General features: G+C 51.6%; 19 protein-coding genes, 4 tRNA genes and 1 other RNA gene. 3 read left to right on the forward strand and 21 right to left on the reverse strand.

Translation table 11 applies throughout. The features are described from left to right. Window positions 1-221 precede the first annotated feature (221 nt). The 17 genes from JK198_RS15980 to trxA all read right to left on the reverse strand — a co-directional run bounded on the left by JK198_RS15980 (window position 222) and on the right by trxA (window position 14,017). A non-coding RNA gene (locus tag JK198_RS15980) (RtT sRNA) lies at window positions 222-335 on the reverse strand. A gap of 32 nt (window positions 336-367) precedes the next feature. Next, a tRNA-Pro gene (locus JK198_RS15985) sits at window positions 368-444 on the reverse strand. Window positions 445-478: 34 nt separating this feature from the next. Further along, window positions 479-565, reverse strand: a tRNA-Leu gene (locus JK198_RS15990). Between the two features lie 15 nt (window positions 566-580). Continuing rightward, window positions 581-656 (reverse strand) — tRNA-His (locus JK198_RS15995). An 87-nt stretch (window positions 657-743) separates the two neighbouring features. After that, a tRNA-Arg gene (locus JK198_RS16000) sits at window positions 744-820 on the reverse strand. Between the two features lie 149 nt (window positions 821-969). Beyond that, window positions 970-1,710 (reverse strand): lipopolysaccharide N-acetylmannosaminouronosyltransferase, encoded by a 741-nt coding sequence (gene wecG, locus JK198_RS16005; RefSeq protein WP_212709511.1) that lies wholly within the window; start codon window positions 1,708-1,710, stop codon window positions 970-972. Between the two features lie 18 nt (window positions 1,711-1,728). After that, a complete protein-coding gene (gene wzyE / locus JK198_RS16010) occupies window positions 1,729-3,087 on the reverse strand; it encodes an ECA oligosaccharide polymerase (RefSeq protein ID WP_212709510.1) in 1,359 nt (452 codons plus the stop codon). Beyond that, window positions 3,084-4,166 carry a TDP-N-acetylfucosamine:lipid II N-acetylfucosaminyltransferase gene (locus tag JK198_RS16015; RefSeq protein WP_212709509.1) on the reverse strand — a complete coding sequence of 361 codons (1,083 nt, stop codon included), beginning with the start codon at window positions 4,164-4,166 and terminating at the stop codon, window positions 3,084-3,086. Before JK198_RS16015 ends, wzyE begins: the two co-directional genes overlap by 4 nt. Continuing rightward, window positions 4,163-5,410 (reverse strand): lipid III flippase WzxE, encoded by a 1,248-nt coding sequence (gene wzxE / locus JK198_RS16020; protein WP_212710995.1) that lies wholly within the window; start codon window positions 5,408-5,410, stop codon window positions 4,163-4,165. Before wzxE ends, JK198_RS16015 begins: the two co-directional genes overlap by 4 nt. Next, window positions 5,410-6,540, reverse strand: coding sequence for a dTDP-4-amino-4,6-dideoxygalactose transaminase (gene rffA / locus JK198_RS16025; protein WP_212709507.1), 1,131 nt, complete (start codon window positions 6,538-6,540; stop codon window positions 5,410-5,412). Before rffA ends, wzxE begins: the two co-directional genes overlap by 1 nt. Next, window positions 6,527-7,234 carry a dTDP-4-amino-4,6-dideoxy-D-galactose acyltransferase gene (gene rffC / locus JK198_RS16030; RefSeq protein ID WP_212709506.1) on the reverse strand — a complete coding sequence of 236 codons (708 nt, stop codon included), beginning with the start codon at window positions 7,232-7,234 and terminating at the stop codon, window positions 6,527-6,529. The genes rffA and rffC overlap by 14 nt, the downstream gene beginning before the upstream one ends. A gap of 46 nt (window positions 7,235-7,280) precedes the next feature. Continuing rightward, entirely contained in the window at window positions 7,281-8,537 is a 1,257-nt protein-coding gene (gene wecC / locus JK198_RS16035; protein WP_212710996.1) for a UDP-N-acetyl-D-mannosamine dehydrogenase, read from the reverse strand. Next, window positions 8,534-9,664 carry a UDP-N-acetylglucosamine 2-epimerase (non-hydrolyzing) gene (wecB, locus tag JK198_RS16040; protein ID WP_212709504.1) on the reverse strand — a complete coding sequence of 377 codons (1,131 nt, stop codon included), beginning with the start codon at window positions 9,662-9,664 and terminating at the stop codon, window positions 8,534-8,536. Before wecB ends, wecC begins: the two co-directional genes overlap by 4 nt. Window positions 9,665-9,712: 48 nt before the next feature. Beyond that, window positions 9,713-10,711: a Wzz/FepE/Etk N-terminal domain-containing protein gene (locus JK198_RS16045; protein ID WP_212710997.1), complete on the reverse strand. Its 999-nt coding sequence runs from the start codon at window positions 10,709-10,711 to the stop codon at window positions 9,713-9,715. A gap of 33 nt (window positions 10,712-10,744) precedes the next feature. Beyond that, window positions 10,745-11,830, reverse strand: a complete 1,086-nt coding sequence (gene wecA / locus JK198_RS16050; RefSeq protein ID WP_212709512.1) for a UDP-N-acetylglucosamine--undecaprenyl-phosphate N-acetylglucosaminephosphotransferase — start codon at window positions 11,828-11,830, stop codon at window positions 10,745-10,747. 252 nt (window positions 11,831-12,082) lie between these two features. Beyond that, the gene (gene rho, locus JK198_RS16055) at window positions 12,083-13,342 is read right to left on the reverse strand and encodes a transcription termination factor Rho (RefSeq protein WP_212710998.1); all 1,260 of its coding nucleotides are present in this window, start codon (window positions 13,340-13,342) and stop codon (window positions 12,083-12,085) included. 342 nt (window positions 13,343-13,684) lie between these two features. Then, the gene (trxA, locus tag JK198_RS16060; RefSeq protein ID WP_212709501.1) at window positions 13,685-14,017 is read right to left on the reverse strand and encodes a thioredoxin TrxA; all 333 of its coding nucleotides are present in this window, start codon (window positions 14,015-14,017) and stop codon (window positions 13,685-13,687) included. Window positions 14,018-14,134: 117 nt separating this feature from the next. On the opposite strand from trxA, the gene rhlB reads away from it, so the two are divergent. Beyond that, window positions 14,135-15,427 carry an ATP-dependent RNA helicase RhlB gene (rhlB, locus tag JK198_RS16065; protein ID WP_212709500.1) on the forward strand — a complete coding sequence of 431 codons (1,293 nt, stop codon included), beginning with the start codon at window positions 14,135-14,137 and terminating at the stop codon, window positions 15,425-15,427. A gap of 8 nt (window positions 15,428-15,435) precedes the next feature. After that, on the forward strand, window positions 15,436-16,920 hold the full coding sequence (gene gppA / locus JK198_RS16070) for a guanosine-5'-triphosphate,3'-diphosphate diphosphatase (RefSeq protein ID WP_212709499.1): 1,485 nt from the start codon (window positions 15,436-15,438) through the stop codon (window positions 16,918-16,920). A gap of 37 nt (window positions 16,921-16,957) precedes the next feature. Here the strand turns inward: gppA and rep are convergent, their stop codons facing one another. After that, a complete protein-coding gene (gene rep / locus JK198_RS16075; RefSeq protein ID WP_212709498.1) occupies window positions 16,958-18,985 on the reverse strand; it encodes a DNA helicase Rep in 2,028 nt (675 codons plus the stop codon). An 80-nt stretch (window positions 18,986-19,065) separates the two neighbouring features. Here rep and ppiC point away from each other — a divergent pair, with 80 nt between their 5' ends. Continuing rightward, on the forward strand, window positions 19,066-19,347 hold the full coding sequence (gene ppiC / locus JK198_RS16080; protein WP_212709497.1) for a peptidylprolyl isomerase PpiC: 282 nt from the start codon (window positions 19,066-19,068) through the stop codon (window positions 19,345-19,347). Between the two features lie 42 nt (window positions 19,348-19,389). Here ppiC and JK198_RS16085 read toward each other — a convergent pair whose 3' ends face one another. The 3 genes from JK198_RS16085 to JK198_RS16095 form a co-directional block, all read right to left on the reverse strand. After that, complete coding sequence (locus JK198_RS16085) at window positions 19,390-20,865, reverse strand: pitrilysin family protein (protein ID WP_212709496.1); 1,476 nt, start codon at window positions 20,863-20,865, stop codon at window positions 19,390-19,392. A 389-nt stretch (window positions 20,866-21,254) separates the two neighbouring features. Next, complete coding sequence (locus JK198_RS16090; RefSeq protein WP_212709495.1) at window positions 21,255-22,751, reverse strand: EAL domain-containing protein; 1,497 nt, start codon at window positions 22,749-22,751, stop codon at window positions 21,255-21,257. Between the two features lie 333 nt (window positions 22,752-23,084). Then, on the reverse strand, window positions 23,085-23,347 hold a 263-nt coding region (locus JK198_RS16095; protein ID WP_212715366.1), incomplete at its 5' end, for a hypothetical protein.

Below are 23,347 nucleotides of genomic sequence, written 5' to 3' on the forward strand. Positions count from 1 at the left end.
CCGTCCGCCGCAGTGCGGCTGCTGAAACTCCGCCACTGATGGCGGAAGGAAGATGCTCAGAGCCGGACGTTTATGCCGGGAACCGTAATCCGGAGGTAAAAGGCTACGCACCAGGCGCAGATCCAAAGACCAGCGCCCTCTGGTCTTTCCTCACCCGGAGGTTCTCATCCTCTTTTACTACAGACGTAAAAAAACCCGCTAAAAGCGGGTTTCTTTGAAAATGGTCGGCGAGAGAGGATTATTCCCCTGCGGGCCGTTGCTTACGCAACGTTGTCTCGCTGCGCTCGGCGCAAACCTCCTTCGAAGGTTCCCATCCTCTTTTACTGCAGACGTAAAAAAACCCGCTAAAAGCGGGTTTCTTTGAAAATGGTCGGCGAGAGAGGATTCGAACCTCCGACCCACTGGTCCCAAACCAGTTGCGCTACCAAGCTGCGCTACTCGCCGAAATACTGCTTACTGCTTACCTCTGTTTTTTGCCTGGTGCGAAGAGAGGGACTTGAACCCTCACGTCCGTTAAGACACTAACACCTGAAGCTAGCGCGTCTACCAATTCCGCCACCTTCGCATAACCAGCAAAAAATGGGGTGGCTAATGGGACTCGAACCCACGACAACTGGAATCACAATCCAGGGCTCTACCAACTGAGCTATAGCCACCATATCTTTCTTACTTCTTACAACGATGCTAAAAACACCTTTACTACTCTCGCGGTAAATAACCGCAGCTCTTACGCCAACCAAAAATGGTGCGCCCGACAGGATTCGAACCTGAGACCTCTGCCTCCGGAGGGCAGCGCTCTATCCAGCTGAGCTACGGGCGCTTAGCGCCGTTGCGGATGCGGATATTACGGGGTTGAGCTGATCCTGTCTAGTGCTTTTTTAATAAAATTATTTATTTGCTTATCGTTTGTGCGTTTTGTCTGAATATTCAGCATTAGGCGCATATTTTGTGCCATTATCGCAGGCTATTCTAGAGTTCACCCCGCCAGTGATATTTTTGATAGCGTAAAAGCTGCAGTTGCCGCCGCCAGCGCGAAGGCTGTTTAATCAGACGGTATAACCATTCCAGCCCCAGCTTCTGCCAGATAACAGGAGCACGCTTCACAATACCACTGAAAACATCATAGGTACCGCCGACCCCCATATACAGCGCCTCAGGATAAACAGCCTGGCAGCGTCTGATAAACAGTTCCTGACGGGGTGATCCCATCGCCACGGTCACAATGCCTGCACCACTGTCAGCAATTGCCTGTATTACTGCCGCCGTTTGCTGCTCAGAAAAATAGCCATCCTGCTGACCTGCAATCCGGATCGGCCAGTGACGACGTAATTTGTCGCAGGTCTGTTGCAGCACCTCTGATTTACCTCCCACCAGAAATACCGGAACGCCTTGCTCAGCGGCTCTTTGCATCAGCACCTGCCAGAGATCCACTCCGGCTATCCGGCTGATTGTGCTGCCGGGATATTTTTTCCGTACAGACCGGACAATACTGATCCCATCAGCATAGTTAAATGCCGCCTCAGACAGTATCTGACGTAATTGCGGGTCTTTTTCGGCGCTCAGTACCTTCTCCGCATTAATCGCTACCAGCATGCCGTAACGTGGATGCTGTGCCGGTATCAGAAAATCAGCGAACCGGGCTATCGAACTAAAACCATAAAGTGGTATGCCCCTGATCCGGTAAGGCGGGAACTCCGGGTATTTACTCATTACCTTACTGTCCTGCTGTTATACATCTTCAATGCTGAAAAACCGATCACTGCCCTGCCTGTTGCGCTGACGGATAAGCCCGTGACTGTCCAGCAATCGAAAGACTATTTTGGCCATCGCGAGGCAAAACAGGAAAATGACACCAAAGAATACGATTCTCGACCCGAAGGCATCCAGACCCTCCCGGGCCAGCACGATCATATTGAAAATAGCCCCGAAACAAAAACTCTGCAGTACTGCAGCGCTGTAACGGTTAGTTTCCTGCAAAGCACGCCGGTAGATAAAGTCGAAGGCCTTGATAATAAACCCCACCACAATAGCCCCCGGCATCAGCAACCAGCCGCCCCCCATCACCACCAGTGATCCAATCAGGGTCGGTGAAATCGCCAGTCCTGAATGGTTATGCAACACATCACGAGTAAAGTAATTAGCGCTGTTCAGTATCTCTGCCGGGCGGTCATGCCACAGCCAGCCAGGGATAAAAACATAAAAATCCCGCCACATCGGCGCAAGCCCCTGAAATTCAATCCGGTGATACTGGCTGAGGAGCAATGCCAGGTTTTCCCAGGGCGAAAAAGTATCGCGGGTCAGATAAAGAAAAGTATGGAAAGCTTCCTCTCCGGAAACATGCAGGTTATAACGTTTCAAAGCCAGCCAGAACATCCCCGCCACCGACAATACCCCGGCGGAGACCAGCATCGTCAGGCTAATCCAGCCACGGGTGATACCGATAAACAGAAACAAAGCAAAGGCGATAATAATATTCGCCCGGGTGCCCCCGACAATAAGATATGTCAGTAATCCGAAGCTGACCGTACATACAAGAAACATTAACCAGCGTTGCCGGGTCGGCCGCAGAAAATAGATAATCAGCATCGCCGGTATAAAAAAGTAGAAGAACCGTTTCAGTGCCACACCGGACACCTGTCGGGAAAATATCTGGTTATAAGCACTGAGCCTGAACAACAGGAAACCGTTATGCATAAAAAAAACAGTCACCGTACCGATAGCAATCAGTGCCAGTAAACCACAGAAAATCAGGGTTTCCACCCTGTTCATCTGCAGCAAGGGTGCCGCCGGTGTCACCTCAGGACGGCGTATCCTGACTTTATAAGCAAGATAATAAACACCATAAAACAGGGTGGCCGATAGCAGCGCCTGTAACAAATATTCGGGTGCCACTACCGGCGTATCAAAACAGAAGACCAGCAGTGCTGTCAGAGGAAAACCAAAGTAAAAGGTCAGCAGAAACAATAAAGAGAAAAACAGGTGAAAATTAAACCGTTCACGACGAAACTCTTTTCCCGCCAGTACCAGTACAAATGTCAGGCAGCAGAGGTAAACCACCGACAGCCCTGAAAACTGTAATAAGCTCATAGTGCTTTCCCTTCTTCAAGCCGTTGTAATATCTCACACCAGCCCGCCAGATAGCCGGGAGAAAGAAAGGCGATCTGCTGCTTATCGCAGCTTATCAGCTGCCGTCTGGCCTCATTGATGGTGTCCGGGTCCAGCTTGTCTCCGCGAAATAATACAGGGAGTTTCTGTTCGGCAAGATCCTGCCAGAATGGATTATCCCGGCTGATAACAAACGGGATATTCTTTTCAATCAGTAAACAGAGGGTACCGATTCCCTGCTGACGTTTAAAAATAAAATAGCCCAGCTGACAACGCGCCAGCAGGGCCTGATAGTCAGCAAAGTCCAGTGTCCCGGTCAGCAATGTCACCTGTCCGCTAGTAAAATAGCGTTCGGCAACCGCACGGACTTTTTCAATATACGTCTGATTACCTGCCGGGTAGCCCATCGGCAGAATGACACTGACATTACTGCCGAACTGCTGATAAATGTCCGTCAGCGCTTCAGCATGACGATTGGTCGGATCCCCGGAGTTTCCGACCAGAATCGTCAATGGCCGATCGCCGTTCAGCGGGGGGGCTGCCGGGCCAGATACCGGCATCCTGGCCGGAAAATACAGTAAAGCAGCGGCAACTGAAGGCACACGCTGCCGAAAATAATTAATATCACCACGGGTTGCCAGAATACCGGCAACCCGTTTACGGGCCATACGCCGCACAACATAAAACAACCGGAAACGGAGCTGATGAGAATCCTCATACAGATCGGCACCCCAGATATGCCAGTACAACTGATGACGGGATATTTTGCGTCCATATAACGCCAGCCAGAGCCAGGGATTAAACTGGCCGTGGCAAAAAAAACGTTGTTGTTTATTTTTCGCCAGCCGGATCACAGCCCGTGCCAGGCTTTTTTTATCGGGGAATATCTGCACCTCGAGGTGACTGAATCCGCTCAGCGACTGGCTGTCACAGCTGACAACCATAAACTTTCTCGCCGCCGCGGACGGCACCTGTACCGACAGTTGCTGGTCAAAGAAACGCAGCAATGTCAGGTTATGGTGTGGGATATCAGACCCGAGCAGATGGATTAAGCTTGTCATTTTCGGTACCAGCACATAAATACGCCCGCGCAAAGGGCAAAATAAATCATATAAGTAAGACAATAGGCCTGCACCGCACCGCTGACACCGTGTAACGGGATCAGCCAGTATGAGCTGGCAATCAGCAAAATAAACTGGCTGACTTCCGTAAGCAGGTAAAAACGGAGAGATGCTTTGGCAATAACCAGGTAACCAAATACGTAGGCACCGACTTTAAAAAAATCACCGGCCAGTTGCCAGCCGAAAAGATCCCGCATTGCATCGAACTTCGCAGAAAATAACAACCAGATAGCAATATCTCGCAGTAACCAGACCAGTATCGCCACCCCCGCAACCACCGGCAGAACAAAACGCAGAGCACGATAAATTTCACGCCCGATATCCTGTTTACTGCGCTGTTTTGCCAGGGTCGGCAACAACCAGACACTGAAAGTCGCGGTAATAAATTGCAGCCACGCATCTGAAATACCACTGACCCCCTGCCACAGCCCTACCTGTTGCCAGCCTGACTGTGCTGCCAGCAGATTACGCATCATCACCCAGCCGACCGGTACAGTGACTGCAGTCATTACCGCCATCAGCGTATATTTAAGCAGGCGTAACACCAGTGAGGTATGCCAGCGAGGCATAAACCAGCGCCATTGCAGGCCGGTAGCGGATTTCAGTAACCAGATGGCAGGCAGCAGGCTGATGGCCGGTACCAGCGCCAGCCCCGTCAGTGCACCACTATAACCTCCCGCCAGCCAGCACAGCAGATAGCCTAAAACCCCCAGCAGACTGCCGGCAGCCACCACCAGCGCATGACTCCGCGCATTACGAAATCCTTTCAGATATGCCTGTAGCAGATTCGCCCAGGCAATGCCTATTTGCAGAAATGCCACAATACGGATCACTTGCCGGTACTGATCACTGCCAAACAGTATCTGGCTGACAGGGGATGCGGCAAGACTTAAGACCGCTGCAAGTAATAAAGAAAAGACCAGGACAATCCCTGCCGAAGTGGCAGTCAGTGAACGGAGCATTTCGGGTTGTTGCTGATATTCGGCAACATAACGGGTAACACCGTTAAAAATCCCGGCGCCCGCCAGCACCCCCAGAACAGTGATCAGTTGCCGGAAATTAGCCGCCTGGCCAATCCCTTCGGGTCCGTAACTGACGGCCATAAATTTAACCACCAGTAATCCGGAAAGAATTTTCACCAGTGTAGAAAAAGACGTCCAGACAGATGCTTTCGCCAGTGACATCAGCGCAGAAAACTCATCAGTGAGCCGATAACCGTTTTCTGATTGTTATCCGACAGGTTATAAAACAATGGCAGCCGCAGCAGTCGTTCGCTCTGAACCGTTGTATAACGGTCCTCCCCGTGAAAACGGCCAAACTGTCGCCCTGCGGGAGAACTGTGTAACGGAATATAGTGAAATACCGCGAGAATTTCAGCTTCTTTCATCCAGTCGATCAGCCGCGAGCGCAGGTGGTTATCCGCCAGACGAATATAAAACATATGGGCGTTATGGGTACAACCTGCGGGAACTTCCGGCAGGGATAACCGGCCCTGCTGCGCCAGCGGCGTCAGTGCTGTGTAATATTGTTCCCATAAGGCCAGCCGGCGCTGGTTTATCTGATCAGCGACTTCCAGCTGGGCCCACAGATAGGCCGCCTGTAAATCAGACATCAGATAGCTGGACCCCAGGTCACGCCAGGTGTATTTATCCGTCTGTCCCCGGAAAAACTGGCTGCGGTTAGTGCCTTTTTCACGGATAATTTCAGCTCTGGCAACCAGTGCCGGATCATTAATCAGTGTCGCGCCCCCCTCTCCGCCGGCAGTATAGTTTTTGGTTTCGTGGAAACTAAAACAACCGATATGGCCTATCGACCCCAGTGGCCGGCCTTTATAGCAGGACATCACCGCCTGAGCCGCATCTTCAATCAGGTACAGACGGTGTTTTTCACAGATCTGCACAAGGGTATCCATTTCACAGGCGACCCCGGCGTAATGCACTGCCACGACTGCACGGGTTTTTTCGGTAATGGCGGCTTCTATCAGACTTTCATCAATATTCAGTGTATCCGGGCGGATATCAACAAATACGATTGTCGCACCGCGCAATACAAATGCATTGGCCGTCGAGACAAAGGTATAACTGGGCATAATCACTTCATCACCCGGCATGATATTGATCAGCAGCGCGGCCATTTCCAGAGAAGCAGTACAGGAGGGAGTCAGCAATACTTTATGGCTGGAAAAACGCTGTTCCATCCATTGCTGACAGCGGCGGGTAAAGCCTCCGTCACCGCTCAGCTTGCCACTGGCCATCGCTGACTGCATATAGTCAATTTCACTGCCTGTCACCGGCGGAGAGTTAAAGGGGATCATTGTTTTTCCTGTATAACCAATAGGCTGTGTGTTCCAGCCGGGCACCGCTGCGCAGATATAAGCGCATTGCAGCCAGATTACTCAGCTGAGTAGTGATATGCAGCTGTTTCAGGCGTCTTACCCGCGCCCAGTCCGCAGCAGCTAACAGTAACCGCTGCCCGATACCTTTGCCACGCGCCGCCGGTAATACGGATAATAGCCCAATCCGTGCATCTGCACCGGTTTCACGCACCGAGACAAAGCCCTGTAGTTCTCCGGCATCTCCGCAGGCGATCAGGCACTGGTCATCAAACTGTCCGGTCACCGCATTTTCTATCCACTGAGCATAAAAACGCTGGCCGTCTGCGTCGGCAAACCAGGGGGCACGGAAGCGGCTGTGCTGAAATGCGTCGCACGCAGCCTGCCGTAATTCGGGGATCAGGGATTGCCGCGCAATACGGATGCCGGGCTGACGTTCCGTGTGCTGCAGGTCCAGAACCAGAACGGCTTCACCTTCCGCCAGCTGAAATCCCAGTTGTCCGGCAACGGTAAGTGCCTGATAGTCGTCTGCGGCTATCCTGGTCTGTAATAAACGATAGTGTTCAGCCAGCGCTGGCTGAAACCACTGATCACCGCCCGGGATGAACTGGCCGACAGGGTAACCAAAAAATGCAGATTCCCATTCGAGCGGGACAATACTGCCAGTGAGTTGCATCCACACCTCCGAAATGATTATATCCGCGGGTACCGGCCATGCCGGTCTAAGTCCAGAGACCGCGGGTATCGACAATACGCCGCCCGGCCAGCTGCTGTTTATCAATCCCTTTGAATGGCTGATGATCAACCAGCATCACCAGAATATCGGCCTGCTGCAGCGCCGTATCACTGTCGGTCAGCGTCACTGCGCTCAGTGATGCCGGTAAGCCGGTAATATTCGGTTCAACTGCCAGTAGCGGCCCCTGATGCCACTCGCTGATCATCCTGACCACCTGTAATGCCGGGCTTTCACGCAAGTCATCAACATCGGCTTTAAACGCCAGTCCGAAACAGGCAATGGTGATGTCGGCTGCCCGTTGTGAAGTGCTATTCAGACAGTCAGCCAGCTGCTGTTTTACCTGACTCAGTACCCAGCCCGGTTTGGCGTCATTAACTTGCCGGGCGGTACGGATCAGCTGACTGTGCAGGGGGTTCTGCGCCACGATAAACCACGGATCGACGGCAATACAGTGCCCTCCGACACCCGGCCCGGGTTGCAGTATATTTACCCGCGGATGACGGTTCGCCAATGCAATCAGTTGCCAGACATTAATCTGTTGCTGGTCACAAATCATTGATAATTCATTGGCAAACGCGATATTCACATCACGGAAACTGTTTTCGGTCAGCTTACACATTTCGGCGGTACGGTCGTCGGTTTCAACACAGTCACCCCGCAAAAAGAGCCGGTAGAGCTCACTTGCTCTGGCTGCACAGCCGGGGGTCATACCGCCAATCACCCTGTCATTGTCCACCAGCTCCGCCATAATTTTTCCCGGTAATACCCGTTCCGGACAATACGCAATATGAATATCGGGTTGCGGGCCCTGGTGCGGAAATGTCAGGTCAGGCCGAAGTGCGGCCAGCCAGTCTGCCAGCTGTCCGGTAGTGCCGACCGGGGACGTGGACTCCAGAATCACCAGGTCACCCTGTCGGAGTACCGCTGCAACCGATTCTGCGGCCGCACGGACATAACGTAAGTCAGGCTGGTGCCCCTCACGGAAAGGAGTTGGCACTGCAATCAGAAATGCATCGGCTGGCTGCGGTGTCAGGGACGCCCGTAAATAACCGTCTTTTACGGCGTCTCTGACCACCTGTGCCAGATGAGGTTCGGCTATATGGATTTCTCCGCGATTAATGGTATCCACCGCATGGGGATTCACATCAACGCCAATAACGTTTTTTTTCCCGGAGGCAAAAATCGCTGCTGTAGGCAGGCCGATATAGCCAAGGCCCACAACAGAAATGGTGTCAAAACTCATAACGTCACTCTGTATTGTTTTAATATTTTTATAATTTTCTGACATGCATCACCGTTACCATAAGGGTTATGGGCACGGCTCATTTGCCGCCAGGCATCAGGGTCCTGTAATAACCGTGAAACTTCGGTGATAATTTTCTCACTATCAGTACCGACTAACCGTACCGTTCCGGCATCCACGGCTTCCGGTCGCTCTGTCGTATCGCGCATCACCAGTACCGGAATACCCAGAGCCGGAGCTTCTTCCTGAATTCCGCCAGAGTCCGTCAGGATCAGCCTGGCTTTATTCATTAACCAGACAAACGGCAGATAGTCTTGCGGATCAATCAGATAAATATTACTGATGCCGCGCAGGATCCGGTTTACCGGGGTACTGACATTCGGATTAAGATGTACCGGATAAACTATCTGGACATCCGGGTACTGTATGGCCAGTCCGGCAAGGGCACTGCAAATCCGTTCAAAGCCATCGCCGAAACTTTCACGCCGGTGTCCGGTAACCAGAATCATCGGCCGGTCTGGTGACAGAAACGGATATAAGGCCGACAGTTGCCGTTCTAAGACACTGTCCTGCTCAATTTTATCCCTGACCCACAATAAAGCATCAATGACTGTATTGCCGGTCACAAAGATATTTGCTGCAGGAATATTTTCCTGTCGCAGGTTGCGTTGTGCCCGGGGGGTCGGTGCAAAATGATATCTGGCCAGATGACCGGTCACTTTACGGTTGCCTTCTTCAGGCCAGGGAGAAAAAAGATCTCCGGTACGTAAACCGGCTTCGATATGCCCGATGGCAATCCGCTGGTAGTAAGCTGCCAGGCTGACAGCCATAGTGGTGGTGGTATCACCATGTACCAGCACAATATCAGGACGAAAGTCGGTGAGTACCTGCTGCATACCTGCCAGTATACGACAGGTTATGGTGGTAAGGTCCTGACCCGGACGCATAACGTCCAGATCATACTGCGGGTTCAGGCTAAAAAGTCTCAGCACCTGGTCCAGCATTTCGCGGTGCTGTGCAGTGACGCAGAGCCGGGCATCAATCTCATTATCCGCCGATAATGCACTGACCAGAGGTGCCATTTTTATCGCTTCCGGGCGCGTGCCAAATACCGTTAATACTTTCACGCTGGCTTCCTTATTATTCAAAAATCTGTGTTATCTGCTATCGTCATGCTACCGGCGGCGGGAAACAGCAATCACCGCCCCTGCAAATGCACCGGTCACTCCCCACAGCACAACCAGTAAAACTAACCGCGGGCTGTCGCGACTGGCCGGAGGTTCAGGTGAGCGCAGGTAGCACCAGGTGGGCAGATTGTCAGATACGACAGGTTCCGGCCCCAGACTTTCCAGCAATGCTTTACTCTGTAAATACTGCCTGTCATAGGCAGGTCCGCTCGCCAGTAAATTAGCCAGCCAGCCCTCCAGGACCTGTTTACTGACAGGCGGCATAGTCTGTGAATCAGGTCCGGTGATAGATACGCTCTGTCCGTTTCCGGCACGGGTTATCGCCTGTTCAAGCTGACGACGTTGCTGTGCAAACACGGTTTCAGCCACCCATTGCTGGCGTGCCAGTGCCGTCTGATGAGACTGCCATGCAATCTTCCACTCGTCATGCAGATTACTGCGTAAACGAGCCGCGGCACGCTGACTGGCAAACTGCACGTACTGGTCCAGTAGCTGCGCAGAAGATGTCGCATTGTCTGCCCGCAGTACCAGAGTATCCCGGGTCCCGCGGGCCGGTTCCGCGGGCTGAAAGCGGATATCACCGATCAGTTGGTCCAGTATTGTCGCACGCTGCGATTGATGCCCCTTCAGCTTGTCACGGAAATACGCTGACTGTAGCCAGAAATCTCGCCGGCTGTCCCGGGAAGATAACTGTAATAAAAATTGCTGATAGACTTCGTCTGTTACCATTGACGCCGCCGGAGGAGGCAGACTCTCGTCTTCAAGCGTTGCCAGCGACAAACGCAGGCTGTAATAATTCGCTATCTGACTGACCGAAGGGCGGTCGACAGTCGCAGTCGCACTCCATACCTGGCTGGCCAGACGGGCATAGGCCAGCGCAATCAGCGCACCTGCCAGCGCCAGTCCCAGAATCCAGACTTTACCGCGCCACAACCGGCTGGCAATCAGTGGAATATTCAGCTCATTTTCCACAGAGGAAGAAACCATCTCCGGATATCCTTTTAACGATAAAAACGGGTGTCAGATACCATGCCCGCGGGCACTGCGAAAGTTATGCCAGCGACGTTTTAGCCTGCGGAGTAACCGTGCCACTCTCCAGGCATGTTTCAGGCAATAGCCATACGCTGAAAAGGCCAGCAGGAACAGCAGCATCATGCCCCACTCGGGGATCACCGGCAGATACTCTCCCGTCACCCCGATAGCGGCCAGCAAGGCCGCCGCCAGCGTAATTAATACAAAGGCCTGACGCGAGCTGAAACCGGCACGCATAATTAAATGATGGATATGCTGACGATCGGCAGAAAACGGGCTCATCCCTTTATGTAACCGCCGGTACATAATCGCGACCATATCCATCAGCGGAATTGCGATAATCCACAGGGCCGTCACAGGACGCAGCTCATGGCTGGCCCCCTGGGTGGTTGCCAGCAGGATCCAGATAACCGTAAAGCCAATCATGGTACTGCCGGCATCGCCCATAAAGACTTTATAGCGTCGGCCGAGCAGGCCGAGGTTAAGCAGAATATAGGGGAGTGTTGCGGCAATCATCGCAAAGCACCAGAACGCCAGACTATATTGCCCTTTCAGACACAGGATGATCCCCAGCGCTCCGAAGCTGACTGACGATAAACCGCCGAGTAATCCGTCAATGCCATCGACCATATTGAAAGCATTAATCGCCGCCCAGACAGCAAATAAGGTCAGTACATAGCCGAAAGGCCCGACATTTAAGTCAACCGGGCCGATAATACCGCCAAAACTGATCAGCGAATTGTTGGCCCAGATCATCATGATAATGGCAATCACCGCCTGTACCAGCGCACGTAATTTCACGCTGATATCAAAACGGTCATCCAGCGCACCGACCAGCACCAGAACCCCGGCGCAGAACAGGTACAGCGCTCTGTGGGGCTGATAGCTGCTGGTGATCAAAAATGCAAAACAGATCCCCGCAAACACCGAAATTCCGCCCACCAGCGGGATAGCTCCCTGATGGCGCTTCCGGTAATCAGGTTTATCAACCAGACCCACTCTCTTTGCTATTTTGCGGGCAAAGAACAAGAAGCACAGCGAAAAAAGAAATGTCAGTCCCAGTTCAGTACCCATATTGAGTAAATTCACATTAATCGCTCTCAGTTAGAATACTCACTACACCATCATGCTCTGAAGTTTTACTCTGATTCAGGTAGTGAGTTCTGTGCTGACAGCGACATTCTGCGCTGATACGACAGTCCGCATAGGTTACTCCTTCACAGAATCCTTTGTTCCTGATAATGCTATAGCCTGATCAACAAAAACGCCACGTAAAGACGTGGCGTTTTTGTACTTTCAAAAAATTCTTATTGTTGTCGCTGCAGACTACGAGCGTTTCATCATATCGAAGAATTCTTCGTTTGTTTTGGTCATCGCCAGTTTGTTGATCAGGAACTCCATGGCATCAATCTCACCCATCGGGTGGATAATTTTACGCAGGATCCACATTTTCTGCAGCTCTTCCGGCGTGGTCAGCAGTTCTTCTTTACGGGTACCTGAACGGTTGTAATCTATCGCAGGGAACACACGCTTCTCAGCAATTTTACGCGACAGGTGTAATTCCATATTACCGGTACCTTTGAACTCTTCATAGATAACTTCATCCATTTTAGAGCCGGTATCTACCAGTGCAGTCGCAATGATAGTCAGGCTGCCGCCCTCTTCCACATTACGTGCTGCCCCGAAGAAACGCTTCGGACGATGCAGGGCGTTAGCATCAACACCGCCGGTAAGTACTTTACCGGACGCAGGTACGACGGTGTTATAGGCACGGGCCAGACGGGTAATTGAGTCCAGCAGGATAATGACATCTTTTTTGTGTTCAACCAGACGCTTGGCCTTTTCGATCACCATTTCTGCGACCTGAACGTGGCGGGATGCCGGCTCATCAAAGGTGGAAGCAACGACTTCACCTTTCACCAGACGCTGCATCTCGGTCACTTCTTCCGGACGTTCATCAATCAGCAGCACCATCAGCTCACAATCAGGGTAGTTGTAAGCCAGGCTCTGAGCGATATTCTGCAACAGCATGGTTTTACCCGCTTTTGGCGGAGCAACAATCAGTCCGCGCTGACCACGACCGATTGGCGAGGCCAGATCCAGCACACGGGCGGTAATATCTTCAGTAGAACCGTTACCACGCTCCATACGTAAGCGATTGTTGGCGTGCAGCGGTGTCAGGTTTTCGAACAGAATTTTATTACGGGCGTTTTCCGGCTTGTCATAGTTAACTTCGTTAACTTTCAGCAACGCAAAATAACGCTCGCCTTCTTTCGGCGGACGAATTTTTCCGGCGATGGTATCACCTGTCCGCAGGTTAAAGCGGCGGATTTGGCTTGGCGAAACATAAATATCATCAGGACCGGCAAGGTAAGAACTGTCTGCAGAACGGAGGAAACCAAATCCATCCTGTAATATTTCCAGTACACCATCACCAAAGATGTCTTCGCCACTTTTGGCATGCTGCTTAAGGATGGTGAAAATAATGTCCTGTTTGCGCATACGCGCGAGGTTTTCCAACCCCATTTTTTCGCCGAGAGTAATCAGCTCAGACACCGGCGTGTTTTTTAGTTCGGTAAGATTCATAGTGATGGGTTCTTGACTCGGGGTGTTACTCGAAATGTTTGTCATGAGTGGTATGGCTAAAGTCCATGCCTGTAAATAGAAATATTATTAATTCTGAACTCGACAACGGAGTCGTTAGTAAACAGCGACAGACTATGACGAGACGGCCTTGTGCGACGTGGTGGTAAACCACCGGATTGTTAACCCGTTCTTAATAGAAATACAGACTGGCTTAACAAAGGAAATCTTTTAGATTCTGACTACTGGTAAGAGCGTAATGCAGTTCAAATAACTTAGCACGACAAAATGCAGACGTCCAGTGATAGCACAAAAATAAACCACCACTGGCGTCTGATTGATATCTTAGCCCAGATTAGCGTTCAGGAACTCTTTTAACTGGCCTTTAGATAGTGCGCCCACTTTGGTGGCTGCCACTTCACCGTCTTTAAATAACAGTAAAGTCGGGATACCACGGATGCCATACTTAGGCGCTGTGCCCGGGTTGTCATCAATATTCAGTTTCGCCACGGTCAGTTTACCCTGGTACTCTTCGGCAACTTCATCGAGGATAGGTGCGATCATTTTACAAGGGCCGCACCATTCAGCCCAGAAATCTACCAGTGTCACACCGTCTGCTTTCAGCACGTCGGTTTCGAAACTGTCGTCGGTCAAGTGAACGATTTTATCGCTGCTCATGTTTTGCTCCACAAAATTATGCCTGGCGAATTGGCGTATAATGAATCAATGTAAGTTGACTTTATTTCATTGGATACGCTTTCGTAAAGCGACATTAAGCTGATATTCTACCACACTATGAGCAAAACACACTTAACAGAAAAGAAGTTTTCCGACTTCGCCCTGCACCCTAAGGTAATTGAAGCCCTTGATAATAAAGGATTTCAGTACTGTACACCGATTCAGGCATTAGCACTGCCGTATACCCTTTCGGGGCATGATATCGCGGGTCAGGCGCAAACCGGTACGGGCAAAACGATGGCGTTCCTGACGTCAGCGTTCCATTATCTGCTGTCTCATCCTGTTGCCGAAGGCCACAAAGTGAATCAGCCCCGCGCATTAATCATGGCTCCGACCCGCGAACTGGCGGTTCAGATCCATGCCGATGCCGAGCCTCTGGCCAAAAACACCGGGTTGCGACTCGGCCTGGCTTATGGCGGCGATGGCTATGACAAACAACTGAAAGTTCTGGAACAGGGTGTAGACATTCTGATCGGAACCACCGGTCGTCTGATCGACTACACCAAACAAAATTATATCGACCTCAGTGCCATTCAGGTAGTGGTACTTGATGAAGCAGACCGGATGTTTGACCTCGGCTTTATCAAAGATATTCGCTGGTTGTTCCGCCGTATGCCTGCGGCATCCCAGCGCCTGAACATGCTGTTTTCCGCGACCCTGTCATGGCGGGTACGTGAACTGGCCTTCGAATATATGAATAATGCAGAATATGTCGAAGTTGAGCCTGAACAGAAAACCGGCCACCGTATTAAAGAAGAGCTTTTCTACCCTTCTAATGAAGAAAAGATGCGTTTATTGCAATCGCTGGTGGAAGAAGAATGGCCGGACCGTGCAATTATTTTTGCCAATACCAAGCACCGTTGTGAAGATGTCTGGGGCCACCTGGCCGCTGACGGGCACCGTGCAGGCTTATTAACCGGTGATGTTCCGCAGAAAAAACGGCTGCGTATTCTGGAAGATTTCACCCGGGGACAGCTGGATATCCTGGTAGCAACCGACGTTGCAGCCCGTGGTTTGCATATTCCGGAAGTTACGCATGTCTTTAACTACGACCTGCCTGATGACCGTGAAGATTATGTCCACCGTATTGGCCGGACCGGGAGAGCAGGTGCCAGCGGGCATTCTATCAGCCTGGCCTGCGAAGAATATGCGCTGAATTTACCGGCCATTGAGGAGTATATCGGTCATAGTATTCCGGTCAGTAAATACAACAGTGACGCGTTATTGACAGATTTACCTGCACCTAAGCGCCTGGCTCGTCGTCCGGCGAATAACAACCGCAGGGGTAATAATAACAATAACCGTCGGAATGGTCCTCCACGCAATAACAACCGCAAACGTTCAGGTTAAACCCGCTTATGCAGAACGCATCATCACTTTATGCTGCTATTGATTTAGGTTCTAACAGCTTTCATATGCTGGTGGTGCGTGAAATCTCCGGAAGCATCCAGACGGTCGCACGTATTAAGCGTAAAGTGCGGCTGGCCAACGGGCTGGATCAGAATAACCACTTATCTGATGAAGCTATGGCCAGAGGCTGGCAATGTTTACGTTTATTTGCAGAGCAACTGCAGGATATCCCGGCCAGCCAAATCCGCGTTGTCGCAACTGCCACCCTGCGGCTGGCAACCAATGCGCAACAGTTTCTGTCTGCAGCTCAGCGTATCCTGGGCAACCCTGTCGAAGTCATCAGCGGTGAAGAAGAAGCCCGTCTGATTTATCAGGGTGTGGCACATACGACCGGCGGCTCTGATCAGCGTCTGGTCGTCGATATCGGTGGCGGCAGTACCGAATTAGTCACCGGTTCAGGCGCTGACACCACCGCATTGTTCAGTTTGCCTATCGGCTGTGTCACCTGGCTGGAACGCTATTTTTCTGACCGCTATCTGACGCGTGAAAATTTCGAACAGGCAGAGCAGGCTGCCAGAGAGCATATCCGGCACATCAGTCCGGTACTCCGGCAAAAAGGCTGGGAAATTTGCGTCGGTGCTTCAGGTACCGTGCAGGCATTGCAGGAAATCATGGTTGCTCAGGGAATGGACGAACAGATTACCCTCAGCAAATTGCAACAACTGAAGCAGCGGGCTATTCAGTGCGGGAAACTGGAAGAGCTGGAGATAGAGGGGCTGACGCTGGAGCGTGCGCTGGTGTTCCCGAGTGGTTTATCCATTCTGATCGCGGTGTTCTGTGAACTGCAAATCGACAGTATGACCCTGGCCGGAGGCGCATTACGGGAAGGCCTGGTCTACGGCATGCTCAGCCTGCCTATCGATAAAGACATTCGCAACCGGACACTGCACAATGTTCAGCGGCGTTTTTCCATCGACAGAGAACAGGCCGCCCGGGTACAGCAACTGGCCGATGCTTTTTTTCGTCAGGTCAGCCACAGCTGGAACCTCGATGCACGATGTCGTGAATTACTGCTCAGCGCCTGTGCTATACATGAAATTGGCCTGAGCGTTGATCACCGTCAGGCCCCACGTCATGCGGCTTATCTGGTGAAATCGCTCGATTTACCCGGATTTACACCAGCCCAAAAGAAACTGATTTCTTCCCTGTTAGAAAACCAGCAAGGCAATATTGATCTGGCGTTACTGACCCGGCAAAATGCCCTGCCCCCCCGACTCGCCGAACGAATTTGCCGTCTGCTCCGGCTGGCGATTATTTTCTCCAGCAGACGCCGCGACGACACACTGCCTGCGGTACGCCTGCAGGCAAACGATGATGCCATGCATCTCAGTCTGCCGGACGGCTGGCTGGAAGCGCACCCACTACGGGCCGAATTTCTGGAGCAGGAAAGTCATTATCAAAGTTATGTACACTGGCAGCTGACCCTGGGCTGAAACAGATTACCGGCCAGCCAGCGCCAGCCGGTCAGTTTCAGTCCGCCTGCTTTTTAGATTTTTCCAGCATCGCCCGCAGACCCGCAACTCTGCTCTGGCTGTTGAGCATCCGTTGTTCGCTGCTGACTGGTTTACGTTCGCCTTCCCAGACTAAATCATCCTGTGGCAACTCAAGCAGAAAACGGCTGGGTTCAGGTCGGATTTGCTCCCCGTATTGCCGGCGCTCCCGGCACAGGGTAAATGTCAGTTCCTTTTGCGCACGGGTGATCCCCACGTAAGCCAGCCGCCGTTCTTCTTCGATATTATTTTCATCAATGCTGCTCTGATGGGGTAACAGCCCTTCTTCCATACCCACCAGAAACACATAAGGGAATTCCAGCCCTTTTGAGGCATGCAGGGTCATCAGTTGTACCTGATCCTGATCATCATCACTTTCACCACGCTCCATCATGTCGCGCAGAGTAAAACGGGTCACCACCTGAGTCAGCGTCATAGGTTCGTCAAGGTCACTGCCCTCAAGCATTTCTGTCATCCATTGAAACAGCGTGTTCACGTTTTTCATCCGCATTTCCGCGGCTTTCGGGCTGGCTGAGCTTTCAAATAACCAGCTTTCGTAGTCAATTCCCTGAATCAGTTCTCTGACCGCCGCTACTGGCTCACGCTCACTGAGTGTTACCAGAGAGTTCAGCCAGTGAGTAAAACGCTGTAAATGCTCAAGGCTGCGGGCAGGAAGGCGTTCAGCCAGCCCGAGGTCAAAACTGGCACGGAACAGACTTTTGTTGCGGATCGAGGCCCACTCTCCCAGTTTTTGTAAGGTGGCAGGGCCAATTTCACGGCGAGGTGTATTGACGATCCGCAGAAACGCGCTGTCATCTTCCTGATTCGTAAGCACCCGTAAATAAGCCAGCATATCCTTGATTTCAGGACGGGAGAAGAAAGAGGTGCCGCCGGAAATCCGATACGGAATACGGTTCTGCATCAGTAACTTCTCAAATACCCGCGACTGGTGATTGCCCCGATACAGGATTGCATAATCACGATAACGGGTCTTGCCGATAAAATGATGTGCAATCAGCTCACCGGTCACCCGTTCAGCTTCATGATCTTCATTATTGGCAGTGATCACTTTTAGCTGGCTGCCTTCACCCAGCTCCGAGAACAGCTTTTTCTCGAATACATGAGGATTATTGGCAATCAGAATATTGGCTGATTTCAGGATCCGCTGAGAAGAACGGTAATTCTGCTCCAGTTTAATCACCTCCAGGCTTGGGAAATCCTGGCTGAGTAATACCAGGTTTTGTGGCCGGGCCCCGCGCCATGAATAAATTGACTGGTCATCATCCCCGACCACCGTAAATCTGGCACGCTGCCCGGTCAGCAGCTTTACCAGCTGGTACTGACTGGTATTTGTATCCTGGTATTCATCCACCAGCAGATAGCGGATACGCTGTTGCCAGCGCTCTCTGACCTGCTCATTCTCCTGTAATAATAAGGTCGGCAATAAAATAAGATCATCAAAATCAAGTACATTACAGGATCGTAAATGCTGGTCATACAGCTGATAACAGTGGGCAAAAATATTATCCTGCGCCGACCTGGCTAAATCAGCCGCGCCGGCGGGCGACACCAGGTCATTTTTCCAGTTAGAAATCGTCGAAATCAGGTTTTGCAGCAGGGTTTTATCTTCTTCCAGCCATGGCCTGGTCAGTTCTTTCAGCAGTGCCAGCTGGTCCTGGTCATCAAACAGTGAAAAATTGGATTTCATACCCAATGCCGCGTATTCACGTTTAATAATTTCCAGCCCCAGGGTGTGGAACGTCGAGATCAGTAATCCACGGGCCTCTTTACGTCCCAGTGTCTGGGCAACACGTTCTTTCATTTCCCGTGAGGCTTTATTAGTAAAGGTAACGGCGGCAATATGCCGGGCCTGGTATCCGCAGTGACGGATCAGGTGGGCTATTTTGTTGGTGATCACCCGGGTCTTGCCGGAACCGGCACCCGCCAGCACCAGACAAGGACCGGTCACATACTCGACAGCATGTTGCTGACCTGGGTTTAAACGCATAAAAAATCGCTCTGTAGATAGCTTAAAGAATGGTATATAAGGCGGCCGGGTATACACATCTCAGATCAAGGAGCAGAGATATGGCCAAAACAGCCGCCGCGTTACATATTCTGGTCAAAGAAGAATCGCTGGCAAAAGAGTTACTGCTTCGCCTGCAAAAAGGCGCCAGCTTTCAGCAACTGGCAAAAAAACACTCCGCCTGCCCGTCGGGACGGAAAGGCGGAGAACTGGGTGAATTCCGTCGCGGTCAGATGGTTCCTGCCTTTGATAAAGCGGTATTTTCCTGCCCGCTGCTGGTTCCTTATGGTCCGGTAAAAACCAGCTTTGGCTACCACATTATCAAAGTGTTGTGGCGTAATTAACCGGTTCAGCTCACTCAGGCCAAAAATCCGTCAGCCGTCCTGTTACGGATTACTTTCCGGTACCGCCGTTCCCTGTTCACTGTCCTCCGTTACGGGTGCCAGAGCAGTAATTTTATCAAAGCGGGTTTTCAGGTCATTGACCGGAATTTCTGCTTCGCCCTGAGGCTGAACCAGCGCCATCGCCACCGGCTGCGAGAGTTGCTGATGCAACTCATGATTCAGGGCCTCCAGAGTCAGCCCTGCCAGGAATGCCTGCCGCAAACGCTGATACTGTTCCGGAGAAATATCAACGACCGCATTCTGTTGTGAACGCAGGCGCTGTGCCATCAGAGTACTGGTCCCGGTGCGGGCATAGGTCGCAAACAGGCTATTCAGTTCTGCCAGTTTTCCGGACATCAGCGTATCAAACTCCTGCTGAGTCAACCCATTATCGCGTAATTCCGCAAAATCGCTAGCGACCTTATCTGACTGCGCCGCTAATTTATCTGCCGTTGTATCAATATTTAAACCACACTGTGCACGCTGATAAAATACCCGACAGTCCAGTCCGAACCGGGTATCGGCACTGGCCTTCTCCGCATCAGCAGGTAACAGATGCCAGTAAAGCACCTCACGGGCTAAATCACTCAGCCAGTATTGTTGCAGGGACTGGGAATCCGTAATCGGCGACCAGGGCATATCCCAAATCAGGGACAACCGGTCTCCGCTCCCCTGGCTGTCTGTCAGATTCACAGCCCGATAAGATAAAGGCGGTAATACGGCCAGAGACGGCGGACTACTGCGCTGTCCTTTCAGGGATGAAAAGGCCTTGCTGATTTGTTCGGAGATTGCGCGGCTGTCAACATTACCGACCACATACAATGTCATCGCATCCGGGGTATACCATGTATGATAAAAGTCTGTTAACTGTGCAATATCAACGGGCTGTGCACTGTTTTCCTGCGGATCGTGAGATAATAATGCCGAGCCTTGCAGGCGATAACGCCACCAGACATCCGCGGTATTGGCGGGCCACGTGGCCGTCGGATCGGAAGCCGCTAATGCTGAGTTAACAATCTGTGGAGTGATCGCCATATCACCCGCCGTCGCTGATAACCACAGCAACGCATCTTTTATCAAATCCGGACGGTTTGCCGGCAGACTCAGGTTATAGCGGGTAAAATCATAGGATGTGACCGCGGGCGGTAAAGCATTGCGCTTATCAATGCTCTGCTGCCATAACTGACGCTGCTGTGTCACACTGATAGCCGAATTATGTACCAAAGCCAGCCGGGTGAGTAAATGACTGTAGCCTGTCTGTAACGGACTTTCGTTCAGAGAGCCGCTCTCGACAACTAACCGTAATTCGATACTGTCTGAAGGGCGCTGTGGTGTCGCCAGCACCTGCCAGTTGAAACCGTTTTTAAGTTTCCCCTGTTGCCAGGCAGGATCTGGCTGGAGGGCTTCTGCATGCAGCGTAAAACTGACGGCTACCAGCAGAACTCCCCCCATCCAGCGCATAAATTTGGTGCCCTGCATGTGAACCCCTACATTCAAATGGTGAAAATTATAATTTTCACTGACATTTCATTGCCATACACATTCTTCCGCTGTTTACGGATACTGTTTTGATAGAGCATCGCTTTTTTGACCACATAAAAACACGGATGTCGCATGGCAACATAAAAAATATTCGGAACATTTCGGTCGTTATTATCCAAAAGTCAGACATTGCAGCAAGGAAAAAGCAAAAATTAACGGGATTATTCAGGGAAAAGTCGCAATTACCGGTAAAATATGGTCTGTCGCGGGTAAAACAACCGAAATACGACTTATTTTTTCACAGTAAACCCTGCGCCGGAGACAGGTTACCGCCAGGCAGCAGATAATCTTATCCGGCGTGGTACACGGTTGTACACGGATACCGGTCAGCTCAGGTTAAGCCACTGACGGTTAAACAGCGGCTCAGAAAGTGCCGGGGAGTACAGGTACCCCTGAGCAATATCAATTCCTCTGGCCAGCAGAGCATCTCGCTGTGGAATAGTTTCCACTCCCTCAGCAACCACATCCAGCTGCAGAATATTGGCCACCGCAGCCACGATACGTACCATCACATCATCACCCGGCAGACCGGCAACAAAGCTGCGGTCTAATTTCAGGCGTTTTAACGGCAATGAACGGAACTGGTGTAAATAATGCAGATTCGAATAGCCCATACCGAAATCATCCAGTACCACCGAGATACCGGTTTGTTCGACAGACTTCAGTAATGCCACCGCACTTTCCGTATCATCAAGCTGCGCTGTTTCGGTTAATTCCAGTATCAGCCCGGCAGGGTCAATCTTCAGTTCACTTAACAGATGCTGTAAATGACTGACCATCTGCGGGTCCTGTAACTGCCGCGCTGAAGTATTCACACTCAGAGGCAGCATGACACCCTGTGATTGCCAGTGTGCAACAATACGGCACGCCTCTTCAAATACCCGGCGGCCAAGCTCTGGCATCCTGCCCGTATCTTCTGCTGTCGTGATAAAATTTTCAGGCAGGGAATACAAACCATCCGCGCCGCGGACCCGCAGCAACGCTTCCGCCCCCACCAGCGCCCCGCTTCTCATATTTATCAGAGGCTGGAGCCAGAGCTCATAGTCTTTCTCATCGCAGTGCCGCAGGATGTCATGACAGGAGGATAACGGTAAGGCCGCCCCGTCAGGCAGTATTCTGCTGTTTACCGGCTGCGGTGCATACAGTGACTGATGACGGTTAACCGTTCTCACCAGAATCCCGATTTCATCATCCCGATGATTTACCGGCATTTTTAGCAAAACGCCAGGGGCGTCCTGCAAATCACGGCAAATATCCCGCAAAGGATGAATTATCAGCCGGTTAATAAACCAGCTGACAGATACGGAGAGTACAAATGCCAGCAACAGATAAGTCATCATCATCGTGGATAATGTACTGAGGATAAACTGATACACCCGCACCGAATCAGCCACTAATACCAGTGAGGCCAGTGGCCGGGGTAAACTCGCCTGATCTGTCGGATAGAGCGGGATGGTTATCTGTACGGGTAACCGAAAAATCCGGGCAATTAATGCGGGAACTTCCGCCGGTTTATTGTCAGTAAAATCGACATGCAATACCGTCAATTGTTCCGGCAAACGAATATCGGCCTGCCCGAGAATACCTGCCGGTTTCAGTGTCATTAATAACTGTTTTACGGCCGGGGCATCTCCTTTAAGTACCGCGTCTGCCAGTGGCTGACGCACGGTCCGGGCAATATTTTCCATCTGCTGTGTGTACTCAGTTTTACGCTGTTGTACGAAATGAAATAGCTGTGCCGTAATAAACAGACAGACAACGACTATTGCTAAGGCGGAGACATTGACCATCTGTTTAATGGTAAGGGAGCGTTGCACGCGCAAAATAGTCTCCGGACAAGGGGTAGGGAATTTTTCAGTATATAGCAAGACCCCCGGCTGACTATCAGATATCACCACCGCGTTGCCAGAAATTCAGTAAATTCCGATCGTTCGGCAGGGGACAATGGCCGGGGGCTGTGGATTAACGCTTGTGCTGATATGCAATATATAAACTCGGCGGGGTTCTGTTCGCCATTACGTCAGGTCATTTTTGCTGCCCCGCTGCGGGCGACCAGGCAAAGGGCGCAATGGCCGCGCCCTCTGCACTCCGGGCCTTAACCCGTCCGCCGCAGCGCAGCTGCTGAAACTCCGCCACTGATGGCGGAAGGAAGATGCTCAGAGCCGGACGTTTATGCCCGAAGGCGGTGGATTAGCACTGGCTATCGATAACGCTGATACGGGTATGCCGCATATCAATCCGGCGGGGTTCTGTTCGCCATTACGTAAAGTCATTTTTTGCTGCCCCGCTGCGGGCGACCAGGCAAAGGGCGCAACGGCCGCGCCCTCTGCACTCCGGGCCTTTGCGGCAGATCGTTCCGCCGCTGCGCGGTACCCTCGTTCATTCCCGTGACCTTGACGGACCGGCCGCGATTCGCTCC

The organism is Tatumella sp. JGM91 (genome assembly GCF_018257575.1).
GTDB classification, from domain to species: Bacteria; Pseudomonadota; Gammaproteobacteria; order Enterobacterales; family Enterobacteriaceae; genus Tatumella; species Tatumella punctata.

Coding starts and splice junctions, on each gene's coding strand:
- wecG (WP_212709511.1), bottom strand. CDS start 1,710: ATGAGTAAATACCCGGAGTTCCCGCCTTACCGGATCAGGGGCATACCA.
- wzyE (WP_212709510.1), bottom strand. CDS start 3,087: ATGAGCTTATTACAGTTTTCAGGGCTGTCGGTGGTTTACCTCTGCTGC.
- JK198_RS16015 (WP_212709509.1), bottom strand. CDS start 4,166: ATGACAAGCTTAATCCATCTGCTCGGGTCTGATATCCCACACCATAAC.
- wzxE (WP_212710995.1), bottom strand. CDS start 5,410: ATGTCACTGGCGAAAGCATCTGTCTGGACGTCTTTTTCTACACTGGTG.
- rffA (WP_212709507.1), bottom strand. CDS start 6,540: ATGATCCCCTTTAACTCTCCGCCGGTGACAGGCAGTGAAATTGACTAT.
- rffC (WP_212709506.1), bottom strand. CDS start 7,234: ATGCAACTCACTGGCAGTATTGTCCCGCTCGAATGGGAATCTGCATTT.
- wecC (WP_212710996.1), bottom strand. CDS start 8,537: ATGAGTTTTGACACCATTTCTGTTGTGGGCCTTGGCTATATCGGCCTG.
- JK198_RS16045 (WP_212710997.1), bottom strand. CDS start 10,711: ATGGTTTCTTCCTCTGTGGAAAATGAGCTGAATATTCCACTGATTGCC.
- wecA (WP_212709512.1), bottom strand. CDS start 11,830: ATGGGTACTGAACTGGGACTGACATTTCTTTTTTCGCTGTGCTTCTTG.
- rho (WP_212710998.1), bottom strand. CDS start 13,342: ATGAATCTTACCGAACTAAAAAACACGCCGGTGTCTGAGCTGATTACT.
- trxA (WP_212709501.1), bottom strand. CDS start 14,017: ATGAGCAGCGATAAAATCGTTCACTTGACCGACGACAGTTTCGAAACC.
- rhlB (WP_212709500.1), top strand. CDS start 14,135: ATGAGCAAAACACACTTAACAGAAAAGAAGTTTTCCGACTTCGCCCTG.
- gppA (WP_212709499.1), top strand. CDS start 15,436: ATGCAGAACGCATCATCACTTTATGCTGCTATTGATTTAGGTTCTAAC.
- rep (WP_212709498.1), bottom strand. CDS start 18,985: ATGCGTTTAAACCCAGGTCAGCAACATGCTGTCGAGTATGTGACCGGT.
- ppiC (WP_212709497.1), top strand. CDS start 19,066: ATGGCCAAAACAGCCGCCGCGTTACATATTCTGGTCAAAGAAGAATCG.
- JK198_RS16085 (WP_212709496.1), bottom strand. CDS start 20,865: ATGCAGGGCACCAAATTTATGCGCTGGATGGGGGGAGTTCTGCTGGTA.